General features: G+C 58.0%; 19 protein-coding genes. 6 read left to right on the top strand and 13 right to left on the bottom strand.

Features of this window, described 5'->3' with window-relative positions; all coding sequences use genetic code 11:
• Window positions 1-7: 7 nt before the first annotated feature.
• Window positions 8-898 (bottom strand): MBL fold metallo-hydrolase, encoded by an 891-nt coding sequence (locus X727_RS155415; protein ID WP_023668030.1) that lies wholly within the window; start codon window positions 896-898, stop codon window positions 8-10.
• A 299-nt stretch (window positions 899-1,197) separates the two neighbouring features.
• Between X727_RS155415 and X727_RS155420 the strand changes: the two genes are divergently transcribed.
• On the top strand, window positions 1,198-2,355 hold the full coding sequence (locus X727_RS155420) for a hypothetical protein (RefSeq protein ID WP_023739556.1): 1,158 nt from the start codon (window positions 1,198-1,200) through the stop codon (window positions 2,353-2,355).
• Window positions 2,356-2,424: 69 nt separating this feature from the next.
• Here the strand turns inward: X727_RS155420 and X727_RS155425 are convergent, their stop codons facing one another.
• Genes X727_RS155425 through X727_RS155435 form a run of 3 tightly spaced genes read right to left on the bottom strand, consistent with a single transcriptional unit; the run spans window position 2,425 to window position 5,311 of the window.
• Window positions 2,425-2,946, bottom strand: coding sequence for a ferritin-like domain-containing protein (locus X727_RS155425; RefSeq protein WP_023687824.1), 522 nt, complete (start codon window positions 2,944-2,946; stop codon window positions 2,425-2,427).
• A gap of 47 nt (window positions 2,947-2,993) precedes the next feature.
• A complete protein-coding gene (gene glf, locus X727_RS155430) occupies window positions 2,994-4,136 on the bottom strand; it encodes a UDP-galactopyranose mutase (protein ID WP_023815893.1) in 1,143 nt (380 codons plus the stop codon).
• A 2-nt stretch (window positions 4,137-4,138) separates the two neighbouring features.
• The gene (locus X727_RS155435; RefSeq protein WP_023833982.1) at window positions 4,139-5,311 is read right to left on the bottom strand and encodes a glycosyltransferase; all 1,173 of its coding nucleotides are present in this window, start codon (window positions 5,309-5,311) and stop codon (window positions 4,139-4,141) included.
• A gap of 352 nt (window positions 5,312-5,663) precedes the next feature.
• Between X727_RS155435 and X727_RS155440 the strand changes: the two genes are divergently transcribed.
• Complete coding sequence (locus tag X727_RS155440) at window positions 5,664-6,581, top strand: hypothetical protein (protein ID WP_023700021.1); 918 nt, start codon at window positions 5,664-5,666, stop codon at window positions 6,579-6,581.
• 183 nt (window positions 6,582-6,764) lie between these two features.
• Here the strand turns inward: X727_RS155440 and X727_RS155445 are convergent, their stop codons facing one another.
• A complete protein-coding gene (locus X727_RS155445) occupies window positions 6,765-6,941 on the bottom strand; it encodes a hypothetical protein (protein WP_155922451.1) in 177 nt (58 codons plus the stop codon).
• Between the two features lie 140 nt (window positions 6,942-7,081).
• On the opposite strand from X727_RS155445, the gene X727_RS155450 reads away from it, so the two are divergent.
• Complete coding sequence (locus X727_RS155450; RefSeq protein WP_023712198.1) at window positions 7,082-7,591, top strand: pyridoxamine 5'-phosphate oxidase family protein; 510 nt, start codon at window positions 7,082-7,084, stop codon at window positions 7,589-7,591.
• Between the two features lie 40 nt (window positions 7,592-7,631).
• Window positions 7,632-8,231 carry a cupin gene (locus X727_RS155455; RefSeq protein WP_023833981.1) on the top strand — a complete coding sequence of 200 codons (600 nt, stop codon included), beginning with the start codon at window positions 7,632-7,634 and terminating at the stop codon, window positions 8,229-8,231.
• A gap of 1 nt (window position 8,232) precedes the next feature.
• On the opposite strand, the gene X727_RS155460 is transcribed toward X727_RS155455, so the two are convergent.
• The 6 genes from X727_RS155460 to X727_RS155480 all read right to left on the bottom strand — a co-directional run bounded on the left by X727_RS155460 (window position 8,233) and on the right by X727_RS155480 (window position 11,024).
• The gene (locus X727_RS155460; protein WP_023833980.1) at window positions 8,233-8,529 is read right to left on the bottom strand and encodes a SemiSWEET transporter; all 297 of its coding nucleotides are present in this window, start codon (window positions 8,527-8,529) and stop codon (window positions 8,233-8,235) included.
• Window positions 8,530-8,543: 14 nt separating this feature from the next.
• On the bottom strand, window positions 8,544-9,107 hold the full coding sequence (locus X727_RS155465; RefSeq protein ID WP_032888719.1) for a hypothetical protein: 564 nt from the start codon (window positions 9,105-9,107) through the stop codon (window positions 8,544-8,546).
• A gap of 116 nt (window positions 9,108-9,223) precedes the next feature.
• Window positions 9,224-10,000, bottom strand: a complete 777-nt coding sequence (gene xth / locus X727_RS155470; protein WP_023754455.1) for an exodeoxyribonuclease III — start codon at window positions 9,998-10,000, stop codon at window positions 9,224-9,226.
• Window positions 10,001-10,068: 68 nt separating this feature from the next.
• Complete coding sequence (locus X727_RS1000000166200) at window positions 10,069-10,281, bottom strand: hypothetical protein (RefSeq protein ID WP_245259911.1); 213 nt, start codon at window positions 10,279-10,281, stop codon at window positions 10,069-10,071.
• Entirely contained in the window at window positions 10,278-10,433 is a 156-nt protein-coding gene (locus X727_RS155475) for a hypothetical protein (protein WP_155923545.1), read from the bottom strand. The genes X727_RS1000000166200 and X727_RS155475 overlap by 4 nt, the downstream gene beginning before the upstream one ends.
• A 63-nt stretch (window positions 10,434-10,496) precedes the next feature.
• Entirely contained in the window at window positions 10,497-11,024 is a 528-nt protein-coding gene (locus X727_RS155480) for a ferritin-like domain-containing protein (protein ID WP_023681150.1), read from the bottom strand.
• Between the two features lie 422 nt (window positions 11,025-11,446).
• Here X727_RS155480 and X727_RS155485 point away from each other — a divergent pair, with 422 nt between their 5' ends.
• Window positions 11,447-12,847 (top strand): phospholipase D family protein, encoded by a 1,401-nt coding sequence (locus X727_RS155485; protein WP_023833978.1) that lies wholly within the window; start codon window positions 11,447-11,449, stop codon window positions 12,845-12,847.
• Window positions 12,848-12,938: 91 nt separating this feature from the next.
• Here the strand turns inward: X727_RS155485 and X727_RS20400 are convergent, their stop codons facing one another.
• Window positions 12,939-13,235 (bottom strand): hypothetical protein, encoded by a 297-nt coding sequence (locus X727_RS20400; protein WP_023833977.1) that lies wholly within the window; start codon window positions 13,233-13,235, stop codon window positions 12,939-12,941.
• A 73-nt stretch (window positions 13,236-13,308) separates the two neighbouring features.
• Window positions 13,309-14,301 carry a YihY/virulence factor BrkB family protein gene (locus X727_RS155490; protein WP_023681152.1) on the bottom strand — a complete coding sequence of 331 codons (993 nt, stop codon included), beginning with the start codon at window positions 14,299-14,301 and terminating at the stop codon, window positions 13,309-13,311.
• Between the two features lie 414 nt (window positions 14,302-14,715).
• Between X727_RS155490 and X727_RS155495 the strand changes: the two genes are divergently transcribed.
• Window positions 14,716-15,009, top strand: coding sequence for a hypothetical protein (locus tag X727_RS155495; RefSeq protein ID WP_023687836.1), 294 nt, complete (start codon window positions 14,716-14,718; stop codon window positions 15,007-15,009).
• The last annotated feature ends 74 nt before the right edge of the window (window positions 15,010-15,083 follow it).

Genomic DNA, 15,083 nt, shown 5'->3' with positions numbered 1-15,083 from the left:
TGGCCATTCAGAACGATGGCGGCTCGATTGGCCTAGCTATCGGCGACGCTGGCTCCCGCACGAATTTCAATTTCGGCGGGACGGCGAATACCCTGAATCGCTCAGCCAGATTATCGAGAGCCTGACGCATGCCCACTCCCGCAGCAGCCGCACCGTGTCCACTGATGACCATCTGGGGGCCCAAGGCAGCCAGATGCTTCACGGACCTTTCCGCTGCATCCCAGTCTGGCGTGAAATAGCGCGGCGGACCGTGCATCTCGAGATCCTGAATGGCGACTTCATAGACCGACTCCTGACCGGTGGTGATGAAAGCGTCTCCTACGATGAGCGAGCGGTCTTGCTCGCGCCAGAGCGAGATATGCCCAGGGGCATGTCCGGGTGTGTGCAGCCATTGCCATCCGGGCATTCCGGGGATCGATCCATCGGCGGGCAAGGGTTGCAAACGGCTGCCAAGATCGATTGGCCCGCGTGGAAAAAGCGGTGAAAGCAGCGCCATCAGTCCACCCCCAACCCAGGGATCCGGTGGCGGATAGGATGTGGTTCCGTCCAAATAGGGGTGCTCGAGTGGATGGGCGAAGACAGGCACGTCCCAGCCATTTGCGAGTTCTAGAACCGTTCCCACATGGTCGAAATGGCCATGGGTCAGGATGATTGCAGCCGGCCGTGCGTTGACGCCGAACCGCTTTTCCGCGACCGCTAGAATGCTGCTGCGAGACGTCGGCAACCCGGTATCGATCAGCACCCAGTTCCGATCTCCGCTGCCCGGTGCGCCGAAGAACACGACATTGACGATTGCTAGCCGCAAGTAACCCAGGTCCGGTGCGATGCTCCAAGCGCCGTCGCCACGATCCTCGCGCCTGGCGTGGTCGATCTCGGAAAGTCGAATCTGAACGGTCATGTGATCCCATGCCTCTGTTGTTGCCGAGCAGCCGCTCGAGTGGATGACGGCGGCTGTACATCGCCCCGAACTTGGGACGGGCCTCCTTGTTCCTCATTTGCACGCGGCGCCCGGACAGTTCACCACCGGAACAAAGGCTCTACCAATGGGTTCGGCACTACCCGGCCACGCAAGGACGAGCTGGACTGAGCAACGAACATGGGGCGCGCCCGACTGAATTCGGTATTTCGCCAACGCGGTTCCCGGTCCGGACAAGGCGGCCGAGTTCGAAGCCGATTGCCCAAAGGAGACTTCGAAAAATGAGCGAAGTGGGACGCCAGACGGAGGCCTCGGTTCCGGAAGCTTCGCGCTTCGCCAGTTTTTTCATGGCAGGCTTTGAATGCTCCTCGCACCGGCGCAAGGACGGCGTTCGCCTCGATCTTATTCGTGCGACCTCGCATAATTTGCATGCCCTGGGCGACTACCGCGGCTGCGCCGAACTCGGCCTTCGCACCATCCGCGACGGCCTGCGTTGGCATTTGATCGAAACCGCTCCCGGAACCTATGACTGGTCAAGTTGGGCGCCAATGGTTGAGGCAGCCCGATCGGCAGGTGTTCAGGTAATCTGGGACATCTTTCACTACGGATCTCCGGACCATGTCGATCAGGGCTCGCCGCATTTCATCGACGCCTATGCCTCGTTCGCGGCAGAAGCCGTCAAGGTACACCGTTCGATCACCGGAACATCGCCTCTGTTGTGTCCCATCAACGAAATCTCCTTTTTCGCATGGGCTGTTGAGGTCGGCTATTTCCCGCGTGTGGGGCCGAACAAACGTGGATGGTTCAAGCGGCACCTCGTGAAGGCCGCCATCGCGGGTGTTCGTGCAATGCGGGAGATCGATCCCGCCTGCAGATTTGTCTGGGCCGAGCCGCTTATCCATATCGCCCCTCGTGACCGGACCCGCAGCGAACGGCGCCGGGCCGAAAACGCCCGACAGGGGCAGTTCGAAGCTTACGACATGTTGCTGGGCCGCGTCGAACCTGAGTTGGGCGGGAGCGAAGATGTTGTCGATGTCGTGGGCTTGAATTTTTACCCGCACAATCAATGGTACGTAAACGGGCCGACGATTCCGATGGGACACCACGAGTACCGCGCCCTGTCGGAAATGTTGCTAGAAGTTGCTCATCGCTACGGCAAGCCGATGTTCATTGCGGAGACCGGTTCCGAGGGATCCGGCGGGCCGGCTTGGCTCCACTATGTCTGCGACGAGGTGCGTTCCGCAATCAGTCTCGGAGCGCCGGTCGAGGGTATTTGCCTGTACCCGATAACGGCCTACCCGGGCTGGGACAATTCGCGACATGCCGAGGTTGGTTTGTTTTCCGTCATCCAGGCTGATGGCAGGCGACACCTGCGCAAACCCACAGCAGATGAACTGGCCCGTCAGCAAGCTCTTCTCGTGGCGAACACGACGCCTTGAAGAGGCCTCAACGAGGGAGGGGCGGGCGAGCGTCTGTTTTTGAAACGCCGCCCGCGCCGGTGCGGTGCATCAGCTTTTTGCAGTCGCCCCAGCCTCGCGCAACCTGGCATACCGCATGGTAACGTCGCTCAGATTTTCCTTGAGCCAATTGGCCATGGCTTCCTCTTCGTTCAGGTTCTGCTTGAGGGCCCTTTCAGCATCCTGGAAGCCCCCGGCGTCGGCCAGTACCAGCAGCGAATTGTAGGCAGCAATCTCGTAGTTCTCGAATGCGAAATTCGCCAGGCTGTTCTTGATGATCTCGTCGCCAGCCATCGAATGTCCAATGGCGGCCACGCTGCCAACCATAGACAAGGCAGTGTCCTTGAGGGTGGAGTGCTCCTCGCCAAGGCCCTCCAGGACGGACTCGAGTCTCGTGATCTGGCCTTCGGTTTCCTGAATGTGCCGGCGCAAGCGATCGGCCACCTCCGGATAGTTCTCTATACGCTCGACCTGAGGCTTCATGATCGACAGCGCTTGATTTTCCATGGCGTGCGCGTTGCGCAAGCCGACGATAAATATCTCACGGCTTTCCGAGTTGAAGTTTGTATCCATCGAGTTTCTCCTTCTGATACCCGCCCGATCTTCCGTCTTGGAAGAAACTATCTTCTCGGCTCGGCCAACAACGGCTCCTCCGTGCGTGCCCAGGCCGGGAGGCTTTTTTGGATGCGCGCGAAAGTGGCCAGAGCCTGTCCGACTACCTGGTCCATGTTGTAATAGCGGTAAGTTGCAAGCCGACCGACAAACCACACGTCTGAGCAGCTTGCCGCGAGCGCTTCATAGCGCTTATAGAGCACTTCGTTTTCGGGCCGGGGCACGGGATAGTACGGGTCCCCGATGTCCGTGGGGTATTCGTAGGTCAGGCTGGTCCGCGAACTCTGCTGGCCGGTCAGATGTTTGTACTCGGTAATGCGCGTGTAATCCTCCGTCTGGGGATAATTGACCACGGCAACCGGCTGAAATTGCTCGCAATCCAGTGTAACGTGCTCGAAACGAAGCGAACGGTACGGAAGGTGCCCGAGCTGCCAGCCGAAATATTCATCGATCGGGCCGGTATAAACCATGCGCCTGAACGGTATCTTCTCACGAATTTCACGGAAGTCGGTCTGCAGCATGATCTTGATGTTTGGATGATCGAGCATGCGTTCGAACATCCGCGTGTACCCGCCGGCCGGCATTTTCTGGAAGCTGTCGCTGAAATAGCGGTCGTCACGGTTGGTCCTGGTCGGCACTCGTGCCGTGACGGATTTGCTCAGCTGACTGGGATCGACGCCCCATTGCTTTCTAGTGTAGCCGCGGAAGAATTTTTCATAGAGCTCGCGCCCCACGGTGCTGACGACGACGTCCTCAGCCGTTCGGACGTCCTCCACCGTTTCGCGTCGCGACGCGAAGAAATCCTCCAGCTGTGCCGAGGTCAGGTCCAGCCCGTAAAGCCGGTTGATGGTGTCGAGATTGATCGGGATGGGAACCAGTTGCCCGTCCACGGCCGCCAACACCCTGTGCTCGTACGGCCGCCATTGCGTGAACTGCGAAAGGTGGTCCACGATCGTTTGGCTGTTGGTGTGGAAGATGTGCGGGCCGTAGCGATGGATGAGGATGCCGGCTTCATTGTAGCAGTCGTAGGCGTTGCCTCCCACATGGCTGCGGCGATCGATCAGCAAAACGCTTTCCTGACGCTGCGACGCTATCCGTTCGGCAAGCACACTGCCGGCGAAACCCGCGCCGACGATCAGCCAATCGAACATGGCTATGCACTCCTGCGAAGGGGCACGATCTTCTTGCGTTGGTAGGCGCGCTCAATGTGAGCTGCCATGGCATTCCATGTCCGTTCCCAGGACATGTCCGCAAGATAGGCATCGACCTGCTGCAGGAGCATCTGACGCGGTCGCGAAAGAACGGAGCGCAGCTTGATTTCCAGATCGTCACAGTCGGCGATTTCCACCAGCCCGGCAGCACCGTAACTGCGCACCACATCGACGATTGCCGTCGAGATCACCGGCAGACCCGCAGCGAGAAATTCCGGCGTCTTGGTCGGGCTGATGAAACGCGTCGCCTCGTTGAGGGCAAACGGCATCCATCCGGCGTCCCAATGGCGCAGATAGTCGGGCAGATCGCAGTAGGCTTTCGGGCCAAGCCAATGCAGGTTTTCGGCTTGCGGCAGGCTTGCAGGGTCGATCTTGACAACCGGACCGAGCATGACGAAATGCACGTCCGGCATTGTCTTTGCCGCTAGCGCCACGAGATCGACGTCCAGCCGCTCGTCGATGACGCCGAAATATCCAACCCTCGGGGAAGGAATGCCCGCCTGGTCGGCTGGGTCCCTTCCTGGCCGTCTTGCGGTGTGAAAGTGCCTCACATCGATGCTGCTCGGAAATGGAAAGATGGCGGGATGGAGGTGACGCTTGGTCTCGAACAAGCTTAGACCACCGGTGAAAACGAGATCCGCGCGGCGCAGAAGCGCCTTTTCCATCTGGCCCAGCTCGGGGGGCGCATTCCTGAACGCAGAGAGTTCGTCCATGCAGTCATAGACGCATATGTCTGGGTCGAGGAATTCCGTAAAGCTAAGAGCCATTGGGGTGTAGTACCAGGCGATCAGCCGGTTATGCGGCATAGAAGCGATGGTCTGCTGCACAAATCTCCGCTGGACGGCATCTGCTTTCGCGGCCGACGTGCCAAGCGGCAGCACTGGTGTGACAATCAGAATGTTTTCCGATCCCACGCTCGTCCGCATCAGCGGCTGCGGCAATTCTTCGAAAACGGGTTCTTCAAAATAGACCACTCGCTGCTGAGCGGATGCAAGGGTGAGGAGATGCTGCGGACGCTGGTGAACAAAATTCCATCGTAAGTGGGAGAAGCAAACCAGTATATTTTCGCGACGAACATATTGACTGCCGGTTACCCCGCCAAAGGCCGCTTCCATTGACATACTCCTCTGTGACACTATTTATGTTACGATTAACATTTGTTAATCGCGAATGGAGAGAACTACTTAGTTCCAGCTCCTAACTTTCGATCAGGTGAGTTGTTCCAACTGAAATGAAGAAGGCCCGGTCGCCCGCTTGGTCCACGCACGAAGCGGGATCTGGGTGCGGAGGCGAGGGCGGCTGTCGGAACCCGGCCGCCACTGAAAGCGTGGTTGAACGAGGAATGCTGGTGGACAGCGGCATTGCCGTATTTGCGTTGAACTCGTTGGCTATAGAATGTGCCTAACATCAATGATTCGCCTGTATCTCTGCGCGTCTCCGACTGCCGAGGCGAATTCCGGGGCTGACATGAACATCAACTTTGAAACCAACGTTTTTCCACTGTTTCATCCGCAAAGCGTGGATGATCTCAAGGACCCGTGTCCTGTCTTCGATGGCCGTGTCTGGCACGTCTTCGGGTCAAGCGGCACGGTCACCACCGAGACGTGGAGAATCTTGCATGCCACGGCGCCCGATCTTTATGGGCCGTGGGCCGAGCATGAGCCGATCGAACTTCCAATCAACGGTACTGGTGTTGCGGCTCCCGGTGTGACCCACGAGTGCGGCGTCTTCCACATGTTCATCCAGACGGAATTCATGAAGTCGGGTGGCCGTTGCGAGCATGCGGTTTCCAACGACGGGTTCCATTGGGTAGTCCTCAGTCCGGCCATTCTGGCCATCCCGGACACAGAAGAGGACGGCATTTACGATCCGCATCCAGCAGTCATTGGCGGTGGGCGCTACCTGGTTTATTCGGCTATGCCAAAATTCACCAGGGTGCCTCAGCCCGACATCTATCTGGCACGTAGCCAGTCCGACTCGTGGTTCGGTCCGTGGAAGCGGATCGGCAAAATCCTCGACCACAACGATGTTCCCCACCATAACACCAGAGATGATCCCGACTACGAATGGGGCATTGAGGGCGCGCAACTGATCGAGCTGCCGGACGGCCGGGTGCTTCTCAACGCCACCTGCTTTCTTCCGAATGGCCTTCGGGGAAACCGGCAACGGGTGTTTTTTGCCATCGCCGACGAGGTCAGCGGGCCTTACGTTTCGATCGGCCCGGTGTTGGAGCCAGGTCAACCGGGCGAGAACGGCCACTCGACGGTGATGATCGATGGCAGTCAGCTTTCACTGTTCTACCAGAGCCGGGTTGCCACAACCGATCACCGATGGCGCTATGGTTTGGCCAGATGCGACGTCGCTCTCTTTTCAAAGGTCGCGTGATTCCAGGCTGCCATTAGCGCCTTGAGGCGGATGCACGTCATGCGGCCATGGAACTCCGGAGGGTTGAAGGTGATCCGCGTCGGTGACGGTAGCAAAGTGTCATCGCGAAATGATTTCAGCCCGTTCGTCAATTGTCTCCGCGCATCGATGACACCGCCAGATGCCCGACTAATGGGCTCATAGCTATTTCTTCGGTCCCTTGACAGGGAATGTCGCGTCGCCGTCTTTTTTGCCGGAGATCACCCGCGGATCGGCGCTGGCGACGCCATCGTTTCCGCCGCCCTTGTGGTCCTTTTCCGACTGACCCTTAGCGTCCTGCTCGGGTGTCCGTCTTGATGTTCGAAGCGTCTTGTCCGCCATCATGGCCTCGCGTTTGCCATCCAAACTTCCGGCAATTTCGAAAGTTCCACCGCTTTAGCAAGCCGAAGGACCCAGTGAGTTGGAACGTCGTGGCGGGACGTGAGTTGTAAGCGAGGATATTCACCCGCAGGAGGACGCTTATGGCTAACCGCCGAGAGCAGCAGACGGACCTCACGCCCGCCGAGGCGACAGACCGCATCTGGGAACTCGCCGAGGACATCGACGTCTGCATGTTTGTGACCTGGGACGGCGAGTACAATCGAGCCCGTCCGCTATCTGCGCGTGTGGTCCGTGAGGAAAACGCCATATACTTCCTCGTCAATGACGACAGCGCCAAGAGCAAGCAGCTGTCGACCTATCCCAAGGTCACATTGGCCTGGAGTGACAACAGCCACTACAAATACGTCACGATGTCAGGCCCGGCCACAGTGACAAATGACAGGGAAAAGATCGCCGAGCTCTGGGAGAAAACTGACTCAGCCTGGTGGGATAATGCCGATGATCCCGAGATTCGTCTGATAACGGTCAAACCCGACGAAGGCGAATTGTGGGACAGCCCGGGGCTAATGATGGCTACCGCAACCATGGTGTTTGCGGCCGTTACCGGCGCCAAGCCGAATGTGGGCGACAACGCAAAGGTCGAGCTCTGAGCGAGCGGCTAAACTAACCTCTGCTTTAGAGGCGGCGTCGATGAGCATTTTGGAAACCAGCAAGAAAGTGATCGAGAACGTCACCGGTTTCGCAAGACCGCGCAAGCAAGCTGTCGCCGGATTTGTGAGGCAGCGAAAGTCGAATGAGTTCTGGTTCAAGGATGATGGACTTGTACCCAATCATCCAGCATGGCCGCTCGTCGTTTATCGAGGCGCCGTCGAATTGCCCGAAGGACTTGATCCAGCAGCCGTCATGGAGGTGCTTTTCGATGCAAACGGATGGGGCGATAGCTGGCGAAACGGCATCCATGATTACGTTCACTATCATTCGCAAATACACGAGGTTCTGGGCATTGCCCGCGGAAATGCTGAAGTCCGGTTTGGGGGCAAGAAAGGACGAACGCTGTCGCTGAAGGCTGGCGACGTCGCGGTCCTCCCGGCAGGCACCGGGCACCAATGTCTCTCGGCATCCGATGACTTTTTGGTTGTCGGCGCGTATCCTCCATTTGGGACTTATGACGAATGTAGGAGCAAGGATCAGCATAGCGATGCGCTCGCAACCATCCCCAAGGTGGGGCGTCCGCGCAAGGATCCTGCATATGGTAGCCAAGGTCCGCTTCTGAAAAGTTGGAAGCGTTAATTTAGTCGTCGGGGTTGAAAGCCTTGGCAACCGCCTCTTTCTCAGCCTGCGGCAGGACTGTCATTGTGAGAATGAACGCTGACAGCAGGAGACAAACGCCATTCGTGATTATGATCGGCCACTCTGCCTTCATGATGCCGAAGGCCAGCCACAAGGCGAACCCCAACACAGTGATGGCATACGTCGGTGCGGAGATGCCGCTTGTCTCTCGTGTCCTGATGATTTTCCAGGCTTGCGGCGTGAAACTGCTCATCGAGCAGACGGTCGCGAGATAGCCGATGAGCGTGACTGTCTGCATGGAAGCGGCCTGCCCTACGTCGCAGATACGCGCTTGAGATCAGATACGCGGACCACGCCGTGCTGGCTGACAAAGGTCAGGGTGGAGTCCGTGCTCTGGCTCTGCGAAACACCGGATATGCGATGGTCGCCTGTGTCATAAATCTCCATCTTTCCATGATCGTCGATGACCAGGCGGCTTCGCTCAGGAAACGCTGCGTAGCGCATATTGTTTTGAGAACCAGCGGCAGACGGGCTCCCAAACTCCTCAGGCCACCATGAGCCGGCGTGGGCCATAGCTGCAGAACGATAGCTCGTGTCGTCGCGTTGTGGCTTGGCGGGATGATCGCGCAGGTAGGCCGAGAGCTCCGCCGCGATAGTGTTGAGCTTCGCCTTGAGGCTGTCATCGAACATGTCGCCGACCATCGTCATGCCGGAGGACCATTGTGACATTCCTCCGAAGTCGACGTGGCTGAACTGGGCCATGGTTCCACCACCACGCCGCAACGCCTCAAGGACAGCCATGACAGCGCCATCAGTGACGCCATGCTGGCGTGCAAGGCGCGCAATCAGTTCAGCTTCCTTTTGAGTGTTTGTCATCATTGCGTCCTTTGAATCGCTTGGCGCCGGCAGTCCTCATTGTTGGCGATAGAGATGCGGCCAAATCTAATCACGAAGGAGCGCCACCAGGTCTTCAGGCTCCTTGCCGAGGAAGCTCAATCAAGTTCTATCCAGGCTGGCGCATGATCGCTCGGCTTGTCCCATGCACGCGTTTCGGCATCTACTCCGGCATTCTTCAGGCGATCCAATAGGGATGAACTCAGCAAGAGATGGTCCATCCGGAGCCCGGAACTCCGATCGTACCCGCCGCGGTAGGAGAAGTTCCAATAGGTGTAAATTCCCTTTTCTGGATGAATGCGACGGACGGCATCGATCCAGCCCTGAGCAAGCATTTCGGCGTACGCGCTCCGGCTCTCGGGGAAGTAAACGGCATCGCCAACCCAGCGCCCCGGCATCGCCGCGTCGATCGAGCCTGGAACGACGTTATAGTCGCCGCACAGGATGGTCGGTGAGCTATCGCCGAGCAGCACCTGGCCATAGGTGATCAAACGTTGGAACCAGCGAAGTTTGTAGTCGAACTTCGGCCCCGGCGCTGGATTGCCATTAGGCAAATACAGGCAGCCGACAACAAGCCCATTCACATCTGCCTCGATGTAGCGGCTGTGCGAATCGTCGGGATCGCCCGGCAGACCTCGACGACGTTCCAGCGGCTCAATCCCGCGAGCGAGGATTGCCACGCCATTGTAGGACTTCTGTCCGTGCCAGATTGCGCCATAGCCGGCGTTTCTAATCGGATCGACGGGAAATTTTTCGTCAGAGGTCTTCAGTTCTTGAAGGCAGACGATGTCATAGCCGGTTTCGCCAAGCCACTTGAGAAGCACTGGCAGTCGGCCGTTGACGCCATTGACGTTGAAGGTTGCGATGCGGGTCATCTCGACGATTTAACGTCTTTGCGCCGCTTCGATGCGACATAGGGTCGGTAGCCAAATCTTGCCTTTTGTCATCGTCCATCTGCATTTTTGCTCGAAGCATTGGTGCTTTGACCGGAAGCAGCGGATGTCTTTGCATCTTTGGAATGCGCGGCAATCGCCGGACCCGCGCCGGTAGCTTTACGCATATCGCCGCTCCCCTTGCCGTCAGTCGATTTCTTGCTCAACAGTCCTGAGAAATATTTTCCAAAGAAGCCCATCCGACTCTCCATCTTGGCGCTCATTCGGCGACTTTGCGGGCCCTGAACTCATCTCTGCGCTGTTCTCGCAACTGCCGAGGATCGCTGCGCGAACCACCAAGGGCGCGGCGCCTGACCAGCGCGGCCGAACACTCAAGCAGGAAACATTCCAGTCCTTTGTAGATATGCGTGACCATGTCCTTCATCTCCCGCGACCGCCTCGGCACATGGGTCGCCGAGGCGGTTGGGTAGGCGATCAATCAAGCCGCTTTCCGTTCTGCCGCTCGTTCGTTGACGCCGGCTTCACCGAGGGCAGTCAGCGCCTCGTCGGTGGCCTTCTCCTCTTCAAGTGTCGCATTGAGGAGCGCAACCACGTCATCCTTGCCGAGCGTCGTAGCCCAGGCAATCAGGGTTCCATACCTGGCGATCTCGTAGTGCTCCACGGCTTGCGCGGCACCGACGAGCCCTGCATCGAGCGAAGTCGAACCCTTGTACTCCTGAAGGATTTCAGATCCTTCCTCCAGGATGCCGTCGATCGCCGGGCAGGTTTTGCCGCGCGCGGCCGCGCCGAGAATCTCGAAGACCTCCTCCAGACGTTCGACCTGCCCCTCGGTTTCAGCGAGGTGCTTCTCGAATGCTGCCGAAACTTGCTCTTCGGATGCGCCTTTGGCCATCTTCGGCAAGGCTTTCAGAATTTTCTTCTCGGCATAGTAGATGTCTTTGAGGCCATCGAGGAAAAGGTCCTCCAGGTCCTTGTTGTTGCCATTGGCTTTCTTGGCAGTGGGCATTGTGCCGTCTCCTCTGTTGAAAATTGCCCGTCGCGAGCATTTTCTTAACTCGGAAACCCGAACCCGGTTCCGGGATAATGGAGATATCTAAATTTAAAGGGTCCTGCGCTTCACTGAGAACAACGACCACGTCATTCTCGTCGAAGAGCCGCGGCGGGGCGCACGCCATCGGGCTCCCGCCAACAGTTCACGGTGTGAGGGGCTGGGACTGCAGGAGACGCAAGTTCCGCGGCGGCAGCAGAGCAGTCGGGGCAACGCCTCTCAAGCCTCCTGACCGCTCTGCAGCCGCTTGATTGCTGGCCCTGCTTGCATCCAGCAATTGGGTGATTGGACGCTGCGTATGCAACCAGAATACCTCAGAATGGTTCTAGCTATGATTTGAGCGGGATGGCAGCGAGCGCCGTCCAAAGGTGGCAATTTTTATGGACGTATCACTTTCGCGAACCGCAGACGACAACATCAAAACCGGCAAGAGCGGCTTGCTGCTTGTCTCGGACAATTATGACGCTTTCGCTGTGCGCGTGCTGGCGGCAAGGAGCGCTGAGCGCAGCCTCGACCTGATGTATTACCTTTGGCACGATGACCACACCGGCCGCTTGCTGCTTCGCGAGGTTTTTCGAGCTGCTGAGCGCGGTGTTCGGGTGCGCATGCTCCTTGACGACGTCAATCCGCGCAAAAATGATGCGGCATATCTGGCGCTGAACCACCATCCAAACATCGAACTGAAGTTGTTCAATCCGAGCGGTATCAGGCGCGGCCGGATCATGCGTGGTGTGGAAGTGCTGTTGCGGCTCTTTGCATTGACGCGACGGATGCACAACAAGGCTTGGATCGTCGACGACAAATTTGCCATTGTCGGCGGTCGGAATGTTGGCGATGCCTATTTCGATGCGGCAGAAACCAATTTCCGGGACCTCGATCTGCTGCTCCTGGGGCCTGCGGTACGGCAAACCGCGGCGATATTCGATGCCTTCTGGGCTTGCAATGAAGCCAAGCCAATCAAAACCTTGGGATCAGTGGCTGAGCATGAGCATGCCAAATGGCTTGAAGGAAGCGATACCGGCCCCGATCCCAAATTCCTGAACGGCATCGGCAACCGGGGCTCGATCACGGAGTTTATTGCGGCCAGCAACGACGTTCATTGGGTGGATGGCGTGCGGGTCATTTCCGATCCGCCGGAGAAGGTTCGTGGTTGGAGACGTCGCAGCTGGCTTATGAAAGAGCTGCGTCCCATCATCCAATCCACCCGCGGGTGTCTGGAAATTGTGTCGCCCTATTTCATCCCCGGCAAAAGGGGCACAGCGATCTTGCTGGACCTTGTCGGCGCCGGTGTTGACGTTTCGGTTCTGACCAACTCCCTGGCCGCTACCGACGTGGCCGCAGTCCATGGCGCTTACGCAAACTATCGCAAGCGGCTGCTGAGGAATGGCGTCAAAATTTTCGAGCTTCAGCCGTTCATCCGGCGCTCGGCAATCTCGGTGTTTGGCTCGAAGGGCGCCAGTCTGCATACGAAAGCTTTCACCGTCGACGACAATATCGGCTTTGTTGGTTCCTTCAATTTCGATCCACGGTCAGTGTCCTTGAATTCGGAAATGGGCGTTCTGTTTGAGGATCCGAAAATGGTCGCCGAGCTGCGGCATCGATTCCAATCGGAAATATCTCCGGAAACAAGCTATCGGCTCGAACTGAAACACAATGTCCTGCATTGGCATGGATGCGGCGAAGGCAAGATTCAGGACTATACGCATGAACCAGAAGCCGGATTTTTTCGCCGTATCCTGGCGGTCTTCGTCCGTCACCTCCCGATCGAATCTCAGCTCTAGCATCCGACGATGGCCGAGGACCTCGCGATCTCAGCAAATTGCCCTGCCGGGGATCACGTGAGCGAAACGTGAAACCCTGATCTACCACGGGTCAGCCAGACCGCATCACACCCGGTTCTTCGACAACCGCATAGCCAATCCCATGCTGTCCGGCGTCCGGATCACTCGGCAACACGTCGGAAAAATTGACTGTGGCGACCAGGTATCCGGCTTCATCGTAGACCTTGACAGTCGATCCCGATTGCTTGGTTCCTGACCCAGGATCCGCCGCCACCGCCACGCGCGCCATCTCTATTGCTCTCGGACTGGCCATCTCCGCACTCGCTAGCTCTTCCTCGAGAACGGTAGTCTGGCCGGATACTGTCGTCTCAAAGCGGAATTTTGGCATGGGCAACCTCCTGTTCCTATGCAATTCCGGTGTCCGGGTTGCGTTCCAAAGAAACAGAATTGGTGGGAAGCAGCTAAGATCGCCGCGATGGCCAGACCCGTGTCGCCACGAAGGTCAGCAAACCCGTGATCACAATCCAGGCCTGCACCTCGCGTTGGATAGTTGGCCCAGGGTTCGATGTCTGTCGCGACGGGCTCTCTGCCTCCACTATCGGTTGAAGGTCGGACCGACTGCCGAGACGGACGGAATAGGCCCGCGTGAACTCGGCGCCGAGCAGGAATATCTCAGACGAATAGTAAACCCAAAGCAGCACGACCAGCAGTGCACCCGCCGCGCCATAGGAGGATGCGATCGCGCTGGTTCCGATATACCAGCCAATCAGCGACTTGCCGATGGTGAAGAGCAAAGCGGTCACTGCCGCGCCAATTGCGACATCGCGCCAAGCGAGCGACCGGTCCGGCAGGATCTTGAAGATCGCCGCGAACAGAGCGGAAATCAGCACGAATGATACAATGCCGTTTATCGACGCGAGAATGATCGTGCCGAACGGCAGATGGGCGTTGATGACAGCGCCAAGCGCGGAAATGGCGGCACTCGCCGCCAACGACACAAGCAGTAGAAATCCCAACGCTGCAACCAGACCCAGGCTGGCCGCCCGCGCCCGCACCAATCGCGACACGGACATGGGTGGTGGGTCAATCTTCCAGATTGTGTTGAGCGAAAGCTGCATTTCGCCAAACACCCCGGAGGCTGTCACGAAGAGGGTGACGATGCCCACCAAGGTGGCAAGAGTGCCGGCGGTTCTGTGAGAAGCGCTTTCGATGGTGCTGCGCAGAAGGTCGCCGGTTTGCGATCCCATCACGCCTGCGATTTCGGCCGACAGAGCGAGTTGAGCTGCTTCATGCCCAAAGACAAGTCCAGCAATCGCAACAACGATCAACAAGATCGGGGCCAGGGACGTAACGGCATAGAACGCCATCGCCGCACCGTGGCTGAGGGCATTGTCGTTGATGAATCCGAGGATGCTCTCCTTGCCAAGAACCCAGGCTTCGCGTGCCACCCGCATGGGGAATTCCTTTTACCTCAACAAGCAACCTAGTGCTGTCGGCAACGAAAGCGAGACCTGCCGCCAGTGCGCGAGGCGCGATTGCCGAGACACGCCCGCTTGTCTCTGCACGAACGGCCAGAAATGTTCCATGCGGCGCCGGAACTCGCCGGGCTCGTAATGGTTATCGGTCATCCGATTGGAGTGATCAAAAATGCCTGATAATGAAAACCGTCGCGAGACCGGCGCAACGAAGTACCCGGCTAGAACTGGTCCTGATCCTTCGGATGCGTTCTCTCAGGATGCGGCCGGCAACAAGAAACCCAAGAGTGGGGTCGGTCTGACGCGGCCAGTCAATGAGGTGGATGACAAGACGCACCAATCCGATGGCCAGAACGCCCCGGCGAGGCCGGGCGGCGGAAACACGGTCAAGCCATGAACGTTGCCAATCTTCAGCTTGAAGGGTTGATGATGGCGGTCGCGTCAATCAACAACCTGCTCGTTCACAAAGGTCTGCTGTCAATTGACGAGATCGATACCGCCCTGCGAAAGGCAGAGGCGTCCATGACAGGTGACGAGCGGACCTACGAAGACATGTCACCGGCCAACCGTGACGCGATCTGCTTCCCGATCCGGCTTCTGCAGATCGCAAACAACGCGCAAGGCGAACTGGACATCCCACCATTTTCAGAGCTTGCAAAAATGGTTGGGCAAACCAAGGAACCTTAACGTCAGCGGTGACGACACCTGTAGTCTCCGTGAAGGCCTCATTTGACGCCGATGCCACTCTGAAGCGGAAAAGC

The organism is Mesorhizobium sp. L103C105A0 (assembly GCF_000502215.1).
Lineage (GTDB): Bacteria > Pseudomonadota > Alphaproteobacteria > Rhizobiales > Rhizobiaceae > Mesorhizobium.
Note: the sequence above shows the minus strand (reverse complement) of the source record. Positions and strands in the feature narration are given on the sequence as shown.

Excerpts from the sequence above, each read along its gene's own strand:
- X727_RS1000000166200 (WP_245259911.1), bottom strand. The coding sequence starts at position 10,281 with ATGAGCGCCAAGATGGAGAGTCGGATGGGCTTCTTTGGAAAATATTTC.
- xth (WP_023754455.1), bottom strand. The coding sequence starts at position 10,000 with ATGACCCGCATCGCAACCTTCAACGTCAATGGCGTCAACGGCCGACTG.
- X727_RS155455 (WP_023833981.1), top strand. The coding sequence starts at position 7,632 with ATGAGCATTTTGGAAACCAGCAAGAAAGTGATCGAGAACGTCACCGGT.
- X727_RS20400 (WP_023833977.1), bottom strand. The coding sequence starts at position 13,235 with ATGCCAAAATTCCGCTTTGAGACGACAGTATCCGGCCAGACTACCGTT.
- X727_RS155425 (WP_023687824.1), bottom strand. The coding sequence starts at position 2,946 with ATGGATACAAACTTCAACTCGGAAAGCCGTGAGATATTTATCGTCGGC.
- X727_RS155465 (WP_032888719.1), bottom strand. The coding sequence starts at position 9,107 with ATGACAAACACTCAAAAGGAAGCTGAACTGATTGCGCGCCTTGCACGC.
- X727_RS155495 (WP_023687836.1), top strand. The coding sequence starts at position 14,716 with ATGAACGTTGCCAATCTTCAGCTTGAAGGGTTGATGATGGCGGTCGCG.
- X727_RS155415 (WP_023668030.1), bottom strand. The coding sequence starts at position 898 with ATGACCGTTCAGATTCGACTTTCCGAGATCGACCACGCCAGGCGCGAG.
- X727_RS155480 (WP_023681150.1), bottom strand. The coding sequence starts at position 11,024 with ATGCCCACTGCCAAGAAAGCCAATGGCAACAACAAGGACCTGGAGGAC.
- X727_RS155420 (WP_023739556.1), top strand. The coding sequence starts at position 1,198 with ATGAGCGAAGTGGGACGCCAGACGGAGGCCTCGGTTCCGGAAGCTTCG.
- X727_RS155485 (WP_023833978.1), top strand. The coding sequence starts at position 11,447 with ATGGACGTATCACTTTCGCGAACCGCAGACGACAACATCAAAACCGGC.
- X727_RS155440 (WP_023700021.1), top strand. The coding sequence starts at position 5,664 with ATGAACATCAACTTTGAAACCAACGTTTTTCCACTGTTTCATCCGCAA.
- X727_RS155460 (WP_023833980.1), bottom strand. The coding sequence starts at position 8,529 with ATGCAGACAGTCACGCTCATCGGCTATCTCGCGACCGTCTGCTCGATG.
- X727_RS155435 (WP_023833982.1), bottom strand. The coding sequence starts at position 5,311 with ATGGAAGCGGCCTTTGGCGGGGTAACCGGCAGTCAATATGTTCGTCGC.
- glf (WP_023815893.1), bottom strand. The coding sequence starts at position 4,136 with ATGTTCGATTGGCTGATCGTCGGCGCGGGTTTCGCCGGCAGTGTGCTT.
- X727_RS155450 (WP_023712198.1), top strand. The coding sequence starts at position 7,082 with ATGGCTAACCGCCGAGAGCAGCAGACGGACCTCACGCCCGCCGAGGCG.
- X727_RS155475 (WP_155923545.1), bottom strand. The coding sequence starts at position 10,433 with ATGGTCACGCATATCTACAAAGGACTGGAATGTTTCCTGCTTGAGTGT.
- X727_RS155445 (WP_155922451.1), bottom strand. The coding sequence starts at position 6,941 with ATGGCGGACAAGACGCTTCGAACATCAAGACGGACACCCGAGCAGGAC.
- X727_RS155490 (WP_023681152.1), bottom strand. The coding sequence starts at position 14,301 with ATGCGGGTGGCACGCGAAGCCTGGGTTCTTGGCAAGGAGAGCATCCTC.